The organism is Sphingomonas sp. (assembly GCF_041661885.1).
In the GTDB taxonomy this organism is placed as follows: domain Bacteria; phylum Pseudomonadota; class Alphaproteobacteria; order Sphingomonadales; family Sphingomonadaceae; genus Sphingomonas.
The window spans coordinates 156,375-169,259 of record NZ_JBAZTL010000004.1 but is presented as its reverse complement, the minus strand read 5'-3'; the positions used below and the strand labels follow the sequence as shown (position 1 = coordinate 169,259).

The window sequence follows — 12,885 nt, the reverse complement described above, 5'->3', positions numbered from 1 at the left end:
CAAACCAAATGCTTCACTTCGAGACGGTTGGGTAACAGCTTCAGTCACGCCGCAATGCGGAGGGAATCTGAAAAATGCCACTGGATGCTACCCTTCGTAGGGCGTCACGACGAACCTGAAGCGTGGTCGCATCAATGAAGGGAATCACAAGCGCTTGCGATGCCTGTGGCAGTGCATCGGAACGCAGGTGGCTGCCGGAGAGGTCGAAGTCGAGTTGCGATTTATCGCCAACCTTGCTCATGGGTTTGCTCCTGGCTTATTCACTTGATCCTGCTCTTTCGCGGTGATGTCGGCAATCACCTTGTCCTCGTAGTCTCGTCGGGCATCCAGTGGCACACGAAAGATCGGTAGAGCCTCCTTGCGTGGCGTTCGGATCAACCTTCCTTGATTTTTACGATCGCCCTTGGGCCTGAACAGTTTGAGAAAGTTCGCTGGCGCCACTCCGTTAAACTGCCGGAAAACGACCATGTTCCTAGCGTCTGGCAACTCGCTAATGACATCGCTGTGAAGTTCGATCGCCAGGCTCTTTAGATAGGGTTCGATATATACCACCTCCTTGATTCCTGAGGCGACGATGTGTCGCGCACAATTGTGGCAGGGATATGTGTTTGTATAGAGGGTAGCACCAACGAGTGAGTGTTTGCCCTCGCGCGCAACCGACAGAATCGCCTCCATCTCAGCGTGGATCGAGCGTGAAAACTCGATCAGTGAATTGATGTCGGTTTTCCCGATGGCCTCTCGAACAGCCGCGCGTCCGCCCTGGCGAATTTGCCCGCTGTCCGCCACCGCGATGGCTACCTTATCCATGAGGCTGTGCCGACGGATCTCGTTATGGCATTTCTTGCCGCCCCAATTATAGCAACGATGGTCGCCATCGATGATCGCCTTACTCTCCGCGTCGATGACCGCCCGATCATCCTCGGTATAGAGGCTACCGCCGAATTTCGGCACATCGTTCCAGCCGACCGCGATGAGTTCGCCGCCCGCCGATATTATACTGACGCCAACTTGGCGCGACATGCAGGCTGAATTTGCCGCTGCCGCGTTTGCCTCATACATTGCAGATTCTGCGCGTGTCGGAGTATGGATTGCGGTATCGAAGACGATGTCAAGGAAGCGGTTAAGGTTTGCTTTCAGATCGTCCAGACGACGATCGTTGCAGACAAAAAAATCGGAATGAATGAACAGCTTACGGGTCGCCTGTCCGAAAGTGGCGAGTTCGCCCTGATCGCGCGCCATGACCTTTTGACGCTCGGCCTCAGGATAATCGAGATTCTTGAGACGCTCATCACGTAGCTTGTCTGGGGCGAAAATCCCGATCACACAAAGCGTATCGCGATAAATATCACGGAGCAGTTGAAGCTCTTCCATGCTTTTTAGGGAATCAATGATGTAGGCGCGCCGTCCGGGCACCTCGTTCTCACCATTATAACCCAACTTTGTTGTCCGATAGCTGCGGATTTTCTCAACGACCTTCTCGATCAGGTAATTGTTGCCGAAGCACTGCCGAAGCTTGTTCCCGGCATCCTGCATCTCGCTGATATAGGTAGCCGTTCGAGAACTCGCCGGTGCCCTGATGCCGACGAGACCCGACTGCGATCGAATCACATCGCTTGGCTTCATAATCGGCGCCACATCATATCCAAATTCGCCGTCGAGCGCTTCGCGCAGAAACTCCGCCGCTGACGACACTCCAGACCCAACCGGCCCGACAAGCGCTATGACCAGTTCCTGCGAAAGGCGCTCATTAATTTCCAGCGCGACACCGCCTTTGATGGAGACATGAGCCTCGTTGATTAGCTTCGGCGCTTGCATTCGTCCCCCGACTAATTTCCTAGTCGATATTAATTGCACATTGCGATTTGATCGGAAAGGCATCAGATCGTATGCAACTTTACTAGCTTGTTCACACGGATTGGCCGGTTCGCTCCCCCGCAAGCTAATTTGCTTCGCATTTAATCTCGTACGCAACGTGTTTGGCTAGAGCCTCGCCTTTCTGCCAGCCACAAGCCATCTGCACCGAAGTATCCGTCGATAAACTTGGGGAGTCCCCTCACTCATCAAACGCCGTCGCGCCCTTCTCCACCGTCCGACCGTTCAACCGCCCCCACAATTGCGCGGTCCCCGCCTCATGCGCCTTGTTCACATATTGCGAAGCGACCAGCCAGCCCTTGATCGGGCGTAGCGGCAGCAGGCATCCCGCCAGCATCAGCGGCAGCGAAGTGACGGCATGGACCCAGACGGGTGGGCTGAACGCGACCTGGAACCACACCACCACGAACAGCAGCGGAAACGCGACGATACACAAAGAGAAAAACGCCGGGCCGTCATCGGGCGAGGCGAAGCTGTAATCCAGTCCGCATATTTCGCAGCGATCGGTCACCTTTAGCCATGAGCGGAACATATGCCCCTTGCCGCAGCGCGGGCACAGGCCCTTGGCACCGGATTTGAGGATCCAGCGCCATTTTTCGCGCTCGGTCTGTGTGTCCGCCATGTCTGATCCAATTCCTGCGCTGCCGCCTAGATAGGGACGCGCGCACCGACTGCGATGGGACATAACGCCCCAGGGCGGTTCACACGGTCAGCACGGTCGCGCCGCACGTCTCCCCGGCTTCCAGCGCGCGGTGCGCGGCGGCGGCGTCTTCCAGCGCGAAGGTCTGGCCGATTTCGGGCGTAATCGCGCCCGAGCGCAGCATCGCGAACACGCGGTCGATCCCGGCCTGACGTTCCTCGGGCGTGACATAATAGCTGAACAGCGTCGGGCGGGTGACGAACAGCGATCCGCGCGCCGACAGGATACCGAGATCGACCCCGGTCACCTTGCCACCAGCATTGCCGAAGCTGACGATCAACCCGCGCCGCGCGGCGCTGGCCAGCGAAACCTCCCAGGTCGCCATGCCGACACCATCGAAAATGATCGGCACGCCCGCGCCATCGGTCAGTTCGCGCACGCGCTTTGCCACATCCTCGCTCTTGTGCAGCAACACATGGTCTGCGCCCGCCGCCTTGGCCTGCACCGCCTTTTCGGGGCTGCCGACGGTGCCAATCACCGTCGCGCCGATCGCTTTCAACCAGCCAACCAGCAAATGCCCGGTGCCCCCCGCTGCGGCATGAACCAGAACGGTCTGCCCGGCCTGCACGCGCGCGCAGCGTTCGACCAGAAATTCGGTGGTACACCCTTTGAGCAACACGGCGGCGGCGGTCTGGTCGCTGATATCGTCGGGCAAGTGCAGCAGGATGGCGGCAGGCACATTGCGTTCGTTCGCATAGGCGCCAAGCGCGGGGCCGAAAGTGCCGACGCGGTCGCCCGGTGCAAAATCGGTGACGCCCGGCCCAATCGCGACGACGACGCCCACCGCCTCGGAACCAAGGCCGCTTGGCAGCGCGACCGGATAGACGCCCTTGCGGTGATACACGTCGATAAAGTTCAGCCCGACCGCGACATTGCGCATCCGCACCTCGCCAGGACCGGGATCGGGCAAGTCGATATCGACCCATTCAATCACTTCCGGGCCACCAATGCGATCGATCCGCGCGGCGCGTGCCATCTGCCTGTCTCCTTATCGCACCGTCCCAACCGACGATGTACGTTTCGGGTTGCAACCTATTCGCTTGCGCTCCATTTGTCGTCGCCTAACAGAAATTCAAGAGCGTGGAGAGCGGCGATGCAGAGCTACCTCAAACAGTATATCGACGGTGTCTGGGTCGAGAGCATCGGGGGTACGCGTCATGCGGTCATCAACCCCGCGACCGAGCAGCCGTGCAGCGAAATCACGCTCGGCACCGCCGCCGATGTCGATGCCGCCGTCGCCGCCGCGCGCACCGCGTTCGAGACGTATTCGCAAACCACCGTCGCCGAACGCGCCGCGCTGCTCGAGCGGATCATCGAGGAATATAAGAAGCGCATCCCTGATCTCGCACAGGCGGTCAGCCAGGAAATGGGCGCGCCGATCGGCTTTGCCACGGCGGCGCAGGTGCCCGCCGGGCTCGGACATTTCATTTCCACCTTAAAGGCGCTCAACACCTTCCAGTTCGAAGAACAACTGGGTCGCGCGCGCGTGGTGCATGAACCGCTGGGCGTGGTTGCGATGATTACGCCGTGGAACTGGCCGCTCAATCAAGTCACCGCCAAGGTCGCGCCCGCGCTGGCGGCGGGGGACACGATGATTCTGAAGCCGAGCGAGGAATCGCCCGGCTGCGCCGTGATCCTCGCCGAAATCCTCGATGCGGCGGGCGTGCCTGCCGGGGTGTTCAACCTCGTCAATGGCGATGGCGCCGGGGTCGGTTCGGCGCTATCGGCGCACCCGGATGTCGACATGGTCAGCTTCACCGGATCGACGCGCGCCGGGATTGCGATCGCACAGAATGCGGCGGCGACGGTCAAGCGCGTGCATCAGGAACTGGGCGGCAAGGCAGCCAATCTGGTGATCGAAGGGGCCGATCTGGCAGCGGTACTGCCGCCGACCGTGCAGGGCGTGCTCGCCAATTCGGGCCAAAGCTGCATCGCGCCGACGCGGCTGCTGGTGCACAAGAGCCAGGTTGCGGACGCCACCGGCATCGTCAAGGCGATGGTGGAGGGCACCCAAGTGGGCGACCCCGCCGAAATGGGCGCGCATATCGGCCCGGTCGTCAACAAGGCGCAGTTCGACAAGATTCAGGGGTTGATCCAGTCGGCAATCGACGAGGGCGCGACGCTGGTCACCGGCGGCACCGGGCGGCCCGACGGGCGCAATGTCGGCTATTTCATCAAACCGACCCTGTTTACCGACGTGACGCCCGACATGCGCATCGCGCAGGAAGAGGTGTTCGGTCCGGTCGCCACGATCATCGCTTACGACACCGAAGACGAAGCGGTGAAGATCGCCAACGGCACACCTTACGGCCTGTCCGCAACAATCTCGGGTGACCCGGCCAAGGCCGCCAAGGTCGCGCTGCGGCTACGCGCGGGTTTGGTGACGATCAATTCGTGGAGCCCCGACGGCAACGCGCCGTTCGGCGGCTACAAGCAATCGGGCAATGGCCGCGAAAACGGCAAGTTCGGCCTCACCGACTTCATGGAAGTGAAGACCGTGATCGGCGAGCCTGCCTGAGCCGGGCGCGGGCGGCTGATGCGCTGCCCGCCGACGACCGGCTAAGGCTTTACGCCGGTTTGCGTACCGGCTGGCGGAAGTTTTTCAGGGTGAAGCTCGCGCCTTCGCGCACGATGTGGTGCTTGGGCGGCTGTGGCTTTTGCGGGTGCCGCTGCGGCTCGGTAGTTTTGGGCAGATCCAACACTGGCTTTACCTCCAAGGCCGTTCCGTTCGCGGGGCACGGCGACAGCCTCTGCCAGCAATATAGTCGCTTCCGCACAAAGTACGAGCAGGAAGCCGGTCGGCACCAACAGTGGTATCTGCCTGCGCGCCCACCCCCGACCTCAATAATCCTTCGACACGCGTAAATTGGCGCTTTGCCGCCCCAGCGTCGAGATGCTCGAGAGCACCGACAGCCAGCGCGTCACCTGAAACTCGACTTGTGTTGCCGAATAGCCCGCCCCGTCGGACACGATCTCGGCATAAAAGCGCCGCGTGATATATTTGCCCGCCGCGACCGACGTGCCCTGCTTGGTCTGCGCGTCGGCAGGAAGGATGCGCAGCCGGTCCAGCCCGGCCACACGGCGCACCGCGTTGATCGGATCGAGCCCGCCTTTGCCATTCTGCAACGCCGCCACCGCTGATGCCAATTGCAACGCTTCGGGGGCGGACAAATTGGTAATCGACGTGCCGAACAGCAGCCGCGACAGCAATTCGTCCTGCGGCAAGGCGGGTACGCTGGCGAAGGTGATTTCGGGCTTGAGCGCGGGGCCGGTAACGTTGATCGAGGCGTTCAGTCCGGTGGTGTTGGCATTGGCCGAAATATCGAGCGCCGGGTTGGCGGGGACTTCGCCTGCAAACAGGATCTTGCCGCGTTCGAGCGCGAAGCTGCGCCCGGCAAAATCGTAACTGCCCTGCACCAGATCGGCGCGACCGGTGATCGCGGGATTGTCGGGCGCACCGCCGATCTTGAGGTCCGCCGACCATTCGCTGCGCAAGCCAAGCCCGGTGACCAGTACTTGATTGGCGGCACGCGCATGGATGGCGAGCTGCCACGGCGCGCGCGGAGTCTCGTCATCTTCCACGCCGCCGCCGGGCACGTTGATTTCGCGAATGGCGAGTTGCGGCACCGCGCTCGCCGCACTCGCCTGCCCCAGACGATAGCGTGCCTTGTCGAGCTTCAGATCGCCCGAAATCGTGCCCCCCGCCCCATCGGACTGGAAGCGCAACGGGCCGGTGACGGTGGCGCCGATATCGTCGCGCGCGATCATCACCGCGCGTTCGGTCTGCAAGGTCAGGTCGAGCCCGAGGCCATTCTTCGCCGCGAAATCGAAGGTTCCGCCCCCGCTTACGCTGCCGCCCTTGCCCGCTTCGGCGGCGAAGCGATCGATCGTGAGACGCGATCCGCCAAAGCGCCCGGCTGCCTGTACATTGGTCAACACCGTGCCCGTCGTCGCGCTTTCGATGCGCGCGCCCCTCGCCTGGACAATACCGCTGATCTGCGGATTGGCGATCGTCCCGCCAACGTCCGCGCCGATCGCGACCGGGCCGGTCAGATCGAACAGTTCAACCCCGGTCAGCCGCCAGATGGTGTCGGCGGGCCCATCATACCGAAGCTGCGCAAACGCCCCCGCCTTGGACACGCGCGTCGCCAGATCGGGCCCTGCCGGCAATGTCAGCAGCATTTGCGCCCGCCCGACGGTCTTGCCGCCGGTGGCGGCGACCGCGCGCGCGGCGATGCGATCGGGCGACAACACGCCGGCAATCCCGACATCGACCGGGCGCGACGACAGGATCAGGCCGGAGCGCGTGAGCCCGCGCACCGTCATATCGATCTTGCCGGTCGGTGCCGCCCCGCCACCCTGCGCATAGGACAGGGTGCCCGAAGCGTTGCCACCCAGCCCAAGCCCGGGATAGCCGATATCAAGGATTGAGAGCGGCATCCGCGCCAGCGTCGCGTCAATCGCGCTTGATGTGCCGGTGAAGCGGCCCGACAGCTTCGCGTCCCCGCCAGAAAAGGTCAGATCGGTCGGGGCCAGCCGCCAGCCATCGCCATCGCGCGTGAACACCGCCGGTGTGACGAGCTTCAGCGGACGGCGATCAAGCGTTCCCTGTGCAGTCATGGTATAGCTGTCAGGCGTCACGCGCGTGACCGACTGAATATCGAAAGCGCGCCCGCTCGACCCGGAAATCGACGCGGTGATGGTGCCGGTCCCGCCGCGCAGCGTGGCGCGCGCGGCGAACCGCCCGATCACCAGCGATCCGCGCCGCAACCCCGCGCCGGTTACGCTCGCCTCGATTGACGTTCCCGCCGGATCAAGCAGCACCACCGCATCGAGATGCCCGCGCCGCAGCACCACCGCATCGCTCAATCGTGCCGCCGTCGCGTCCAGATGCGCCTCGATCCGTTGATGCTCGCCCACCGGACGGAACAGCAGCGCGCCCGACAGGCCGCCGCCCGCAACGGCAAGCGTCCCGTCGAACCCGCCGGGCACGATCCGCAGTGGCCCCTTGGCGTGCGTTCCGCTCACCGCCAGATCGGCGATTGCGATCGTCCCGTCGCCATCCTTGGGCAGCAGGACCGCGCCATTGCCGCTAAACGCCCCCAGCCGCGACCCGCCGCGCGCGGTGAAGGCAAAGCCTTCGGCAGTGGGATCGAGATGGGCGACCACGTCGCTCAGGCCCATCGTGTCATTTGGGCTCTTGAACACCAGATCGAGCGTCGGATGGTCGATCTTGCCGTCGAGTTTCAGCGTCAGCGGGCCGTACGTGGCCTGCTGTCCTGCCCCTTCGAAATGGAAGGTGCCGTCGCGGCGGCGATAGCCATTGCCGGTGATGCGAATTTGCGGCGCGGTCAGCACGAGATGGTTGAGGTGCAACACGCCGTCGGGTGTGCGCTCCAACCCAGTGACGAGGTGCGGCAGCCCGCCCGCCAGCGAACGGAAGAACGCATTTTCCAGCGTCAGCATCCGCGCTGTGCCCTGACCGACGACGCGCGTGCCGCGCCCGCCGGGTCCCGGCACCGCCTTGAGCAGCGTCTGCACATCGACCACGCCGAGCCCCGGGATGCGATACCGCCCGAGACCACCATTCAGGCCAATGTCATAGCGCCCATCGCTGAGATCGAGCAGCAGATTGATCCGCCCGTTGAGCTTGTCCGAGGTCAGCTTGAGGTCATCGCCGATCACGAGCTTCGCGGTCACGCGCAGCACGCCATCGATCGTGAGATTGCGCAAAATGCCACCCGCAACATCGCCAACCCCGGTGACGCGCGCGGCAACGGCGTGGATCGGCAGCAGGATAGGCTGTTTCGACCAATGCCCGCGCCCGGTGGCGTGAAAACCCTCAAAACCCGTGTCATCAAAGGCGAAGCGCGCCGCGCTCAGGCGATAATCGAACGCCGCCGTGGCGAAACGACCGTCGAGGATCGTGCGCAATTCGATCGCCCGCCCGGTCATGTTAGGAAACAGGGCCGACGGGCGCAACAGGATCGCGTGGAGCCGAACATTGCGATACGCGCTCTCCGCCAGATCGAGCGTGCCGTCGGCAGTCAGGCTGAGCGACACCGAACGCAACGAAAGCGTACCCTTGAGCTGCCGGTCGACCAGCGTCCCGCCGCCATTGACGAGCACGCGCGGGGCGGTCAGCCGTTCGAGCTTGCCATGCACCAATGGCCCCGGCGTTAGCACACCCGAGAGCGTATAGGCTCCTGCCCGGTTGGAGAGCGCGAGATCGACCAGCCGTGTCGGCCCGACATCGGCAATCGCGCTACCGTGCCACGCCTGCCAGCTTCCCTTACCCGCGATGTCGAGTGCAACCGGTCGCGCGACGCCTATCAGCTTGGCGAGCACACCCTTGGCGCTGCCGCGCGCCTGCGCCGCAACCTCCAGCCGGTTACGATCGGGCTCGGCGTCGAGATGGACGCGCAGCCGGTCGCTCCCCGCCACCATCGCCGCAAGATCGATCAGCGCGCGACGATTATGGATGTCCGCGCGTGCGCGCAGCCGTCCGATCCGCTCCACCCCGGTCACCGCCCGCCCGACGATCAACCGGTCCACCGCCAGCGACCCGATGCGAATGTCGAACCCTGGCAGGATCGGCCCCTTGGTATCGGTCGGGCGCGTCTCGGGCAATTTGGCCAGCGTCGCGCTCGGGATGCGCAGGCTGCTGATATCCAGGCGATTGTCGAGCCAGCGCAACGGCGACCAATGCAAGTCGGCGCGCGGTGCCGTAAACACCAGCCCTTTGGGGTCGCGCACGCGCACATCGATCAGCGTCGCGCGGCTATAGATCGATCCCTCGATCCGCCCGATACTGTAGCGCAAGCCATTGGCGGGCCGCAGCTCGGCTATGGTATCGGCGATCATGCGGTGCCCGATCGCGGTATCGACCAGCCCAAGTGCGGCGAGCAGCACTAGCAGCACGCCAAGCACCGCCCCCAGCACGATCCGTCCCCACCGGCGGCGGCGCGGCGGCGGCGCGGCCTCGACCACCTCCGGGAGCGATTCCCCGGTCAAAACGCCTGCCCCAGCGAGACATAGACGGCCACGCGGGGATCGCCCTTTGCCGGATTGACCGGGGTGCCGACATCAATGCGGATCGGCCCGAAATTGGAATAATAGCGTACCCCAATGCCAGTGCCGTAGCGCATCCCGCGCAGCGTCGGGATGCCGCCGGTATAGATGTTGCCGCCATCGAAGAACGGCACCACCCCGAAATTGCCGAACGCCTTCACCCGCGCCTCCAGCGAGAATTCGGCGAGGCTGCGGCCCCCGATTGGATCGTTATTGGGGTCGCGCGGACCGATGTCCTGATAACCATAGCCACGCACCGACGCGCCGCCACCGGCATAGAAACGCCGCGACGGCGCAACCGCATCGCGCGGCGCGCCCGCAATCGTGCCCAGCCGGATGCGACCGGCGAGTACCGCCCCATTGGTCAGCGGCTGATAGCCACTGGCATCGACTTGCAACCGCGCATAGCCAAACGCGGCCCCTTCCAGCGACAATTCGGGGGAGAAGCGACCGCTCAGGCGAAAACCGCGCGTCGGATTGAGCAGATCGTTGGACCCGTCATAACTGAGCGTCGTCGGCAATGCCGTAATAAAATAGGTGCGGCGACGCGGGGCTCCGGTTGAAACGATCACGTCCCGCTCGTCCGACGCGGCAAGCTCTGCCCCCAGCGACCAGGTCCATTTCTTCTGGAAGAAGATATTGGTTTGCCGCTCCAGACTGCCCGACAGCGACACGGTGCGCGCCTGATAGGCGGTACGCTTCAAATTGGAGGCGACCGCCTGAAAGGTCAGCACCCGGTCCCGCCCGTTGAAATTGTTGCGACGAAAAATGACGTTGGCCAATTGCTCCTCGGTGCCGAGCACGCCGCGCAGCGTCAGCGCACCTTCGGGCGGGAACAAATTGCGATGCGTCCAGCTCACTTCCGCGCGCGCGCCTTCGCCGGTGCCATAACCAAGCTCGCCCGCAATGGTGTGCGGCGGCGCGGGTTCCAGCCCAACCGCAATGTCCACTGTGCCAGGTTCAGTGCCTTCGACCGGTTCGATCTTGGTTGACGATACCAGGCCGGTTTGGATCACCGCGCGCCGCAAATCGATCAGCGCGGAGGCATCATAGCTCTGGCCGGGGACGAAGCGCGCAATGTCCTGCACATGCTTGGCCCCGAATACCTTTTCGCCCGAGGTCATCACGATCTTGCCGAAGCGTCGCTCGGCACCCGGCACCACCGCCATATCCAGCGTCGCGGTGTGGGCGGCGCGATCGACGACGATTTGCGGATCGCCAACCACCGCAAACGGAAAACCACGATCGCTGATCGTGGTGCGCAGGCTCGTCTCCCCCGCAACCACCGCGTCCGAATTGACCGCATCGCCCGGATTGACCCCAAAAGCGCGGCGTAGCGTCGTGGCCTTCGCCCCCGCCGCCTCCACACCCGCGACATTCACCCCTGCGAAGGTGTAGAGCTGCCCCGGTTCGGCATCGAGCACGACCAGCGGCCGCGCCGCCGGCTCGACCCGCGTCGTTACATGCGCATCATAATAGCCCTCGGCGCGCAGCAGCGTGGTCAACAAGGTCGCGTCTTCGCGTGCCCGGCGATCGAGCTGCGCGGCGTTGGCGCTCTGGCCGACATTCGCCTTCAGTGTCGAAAGCTGGGCAAAGCGATCCTGGAGCAAGCTGCTCGCGACCGTGTCGATTCCATCGACTCGATAGTCGTAGCGCGTGTCCCCGATCAGCGCGGTCGGGGTGTCGGCGGCGGTTGGTTCCAGCGGAGCTTTTGACAAATCCGGCCATTCAACCCCCAGCCCCGGCAGGGGGGCGAGCGGCGATTGCGGGTCGAGCGGCCCCGTCTGCGGCTGGGTCTGGGTTTGCGTGGCCTCGGTCGATAGACGCACCTGCGCCATCGCACGTGGGCAGAGGACACTCAGGATTCCGGCGGCGGCCAAGGATATGCCCCGCCGCCCGACGGACAACGACATGACCCGTCCTAGCCCGGCCACCGGCCAAGCGACAGGGGCTTAGTCGTCGATTCAAGCCAGCATCAATGAACCGTGCCAACCGCGCGATCAGTCGAGAGCAGCACGATCAGCCGCTCGATCTGCCGCCAGCGACAAAAATGCAGGTAGTTGCCAAGATCGCGACTGCGATCCGCCCGCGCCGCCGCCTCAAGACCCGCTTCATCGCCGAACATCGTGATAAGATCCGCCGCGTCGACAAATTCCGCGCGGCCAGCGACATAAGGCGAATGAGTCATTGTTTCTCCGCACGGAATTGCAGTGGCACGCATACGTGCCCGCCCCGCCCAACACGACCTGTGCCAACTCCTACCAAAGACTGGATATACGGGCCTTGCGAGGGTTAACGCCACCCCCGTGCCCGCCCAACCCCTCTCGCAATGGGACGCTGGCGTCCTGCACCGGGACATGGCAAAGCGCTGGCATGGCACGCTCCCCCTCTCCCCGGACACCGCTTGCAGGCGGTTTTTTGATTGCAATCGGTGCGATGGCGGGTGCCGGGGTCGGGCTGTTCTCGCCGCTCGGGCCGACGCGGGGGTTTCTGGTCGGGATCGCGCTTGGCGGTGTATTGTCGCTGGGCCTGTGGTTGGTCGACCGCCGCAAATAGCGCTCAACGTAACGTCCGCGATAGCCACACCACGCGACCGATCACGTCGACCGAGGTTGCGTTGATCGGCGGATAAGCGGGATTGTCGCTGGAAATGACAAAACCGTCGGCGCCTTTCGCCACGCGCTTGACCAGCAACGTCCCGTCCCACCGCAGCACGAAGATCGCCGGGTTCGCGCCGACTCGCGTATCGCGTTCGTCGATCACGATCCGGTCGCCATCGGCAATCGTCGGAAGCATCGAATCCCCGCGCGCGCGCAGCATCGCCGCGCTGGCCGGGCGCAGCCGTAAATCGTCAAGCAAACGGGGATCGAGCAGCATGTCCGCCACGCCCGGATCATCCACGGTAACCGTACCGGGCCCTGCCGACACCTCGACATCCAGCCGCCGGATCATCGCCATCGGCGTTGACGGCGCGCCCCCCAGCTCCGCCGCATCCACCCGGAAATAGGCGGCGAGCAGCGCACGGTCGCGCTCCGCAAGCTCGCGCGGCGTCCCCCGCCGGACATATTGCTGCAGATACGCGTCATTCCGCCGCAGCATCCGCGACAGCGCGGCATAGCTCGCCGTATCGGCATCGATCAGCGCCGCCAACCGCGCCCGGGGATCGCCTCGCTCCATATCCGATACGATAGCCATAGGAAATTTCCTAGACAAGTTGGAAAATGGAACAGATCGTGAACTTC

11 protein-coding genes are annotated in these 12,885 nt (G+C 63.8%); 2 read left to right on the top strand and 9 right to left on the bottom strand.

The window, feature by feature from the left end:
• Positions 1–40: 40 nt before the first annotated feature.
• The 4 genes from WC704_RS09610 to WC704_RS09595 all read right to left on the bottom strand — a co-directional run bounded on the left by WC704_RS09610 (position 41) and on the right by WC704_RS09595 (position 3,548).
• Positions 41–241: a hypothetical protein gene (locus WC704_RS09610; RefSeq protein ID WP_372889699.1), complete on the bottom strand. Its 201-nt coding sequence runs from the start codon at positions 239–241 to the stop codon at positions 41–43.
• Positions 238–1,815: an anti-phage dCTP deaminase gene (locus WC704_RS09605; protein ID WP_372889698.1), complete on the bottom strand. Its 1,578-nt coding sequence runs from the start codon at positions 1,813–1,815 to the stop codon at positions 238–240. The genes WC704_RS09610 and WC704_RS09605 overlap by 4 nt, the downstream gene beginning before the upstream one ends.
• Positions 1,816–2,053: 238 nt before the next feature.
• Positions 2,054–2,494, bottom strand: a complete 441-nt coding sequence (locus WC704_RS09600) for a DUF983 domain-containing protein (RefSeq protein ID WP_372889697.1) — start codon at positions 2,492–2,494, stop codon at positions 2,054–2,056.
• 79 nt (positions 2,495–2,573) lie between these two features.
• Positions 2,574–3,548: a quinone oxidoreductase gene (locus tag WC704_RS09595; protein WP_372889696.1), complete on the bottom strand. Its 975-nt coding sequence runs from the start codon at positions 3,546–3,548 to the stop codon at positions 2,574–2,576.
• A gap of 117 nt (positions 3,549–3,665) precedes the next feature.
• Here WC704_RS09595 and WC704_RS09590 point away from each other — a divergent pair, with 117 nt between their 5' ends.
• Positions 3,666–5,090, top strand: a complete 1,425-nt coding sequence (locus tag WC704_RS09590) for an aldehyde dehydrogenase family protein (RefSeq protein WP_372889695.1) — start codon at positions 3,666–3,668, stop codon at positions 5,088–5,090.
• 49 nt (positions 5,091–5,139) lie between these two features.
• Here the strand turns inward: WC704_RS09590 and WC704_RS09585 are convergent, their stop codons facing one another.
• The 4 genes from WC704_RS09585 to WC704_RS09570 form a co-directional block, all read right to left on the bottom strand.
• Positions 5,140–5,274 carry a hypothetical protein gene (locus WC704_RS09585; RefSeq protein ID WP_372889694.1) on the bottom strand — a complete coding sequence of 45 codons (135 nt, stop codon included), beginning with the start codon at positions 5,272–5,274 and terminating at the stop codon, positions 5,140–5,142.
• Positions 5,275–5,413: 139 nt separating this feature from the next.
• Positions 5,414–9,586, bottom strand: coding sequence for a translocation/assembly module TamB domain-containing protein (locus WC704_RS09580; RefSeq protein WP_372889693.1), 4,173 nt, complete (start codon positions 9,584–9,586; stop codon positions 5,414–5,416).
• Positions 9,583–11,556, bottom strand: a complete 1,974-nt coding sequence (locus tag WC704_RS09575) for an autotransporter assembly complex family protein (protein WP_372889692.1) — start codon at positions 11,554–11,556, stop codon at positions 9,583–9,585. The genes WC704_RS09580 and WC704_RS09575 overlap by 4 nt, the downstream gene beginning before the upstream one ends.
• Positions 11,557–11,618: 62 nt before the next feature.
• Positions 11,619–11,831 carry a hypothetical protein gene (locus WC704_RS09570; protein WP_372889691.1) on the bottom strand — a complete coding sequence of 71 codons (213 nt, stop codon included), beginning with the start codon at positions 11,829–11,831 and terminating at the stop codon, positions 11,619–11,621.
• A 185-nt stretch (positions 11,832–12,016) separates the two neighbouring features.
• On the opposite strand from WC704_RS09570, the gene WC704_RS09565 reads away from it, so the two are divergent.
• Positions 12,017–12,199: a hypothetical protein gene (locus WC704_RS09565; protein WP_372889690.1), complete on the top strand. Its 183-nt coding sequence runs from the start codon at positions 12,017–12,019 to the stop codon at positions 12,197–12,199.
• 3 nt (positions 12,200–12,202) lie between these two features.
• On the opposite strand, the gene WC704_RS09560 is transcribed toward WC704_RS09565, so the two are convergent.
• Positions 12,203–12,838: a helix-turn-helix transcriptional regulator gene (locus tag WC704_RS09560; RefSeq protein WP_372889689.1), complete on the bottom strand. Its 636-nt coding sequence runs from the start codon at positions 12,836–12,838 to the stop codon at positions 12,203–12,205.
• Positions 12,839–12,885 lie beyond the last annotated feature (47 nt).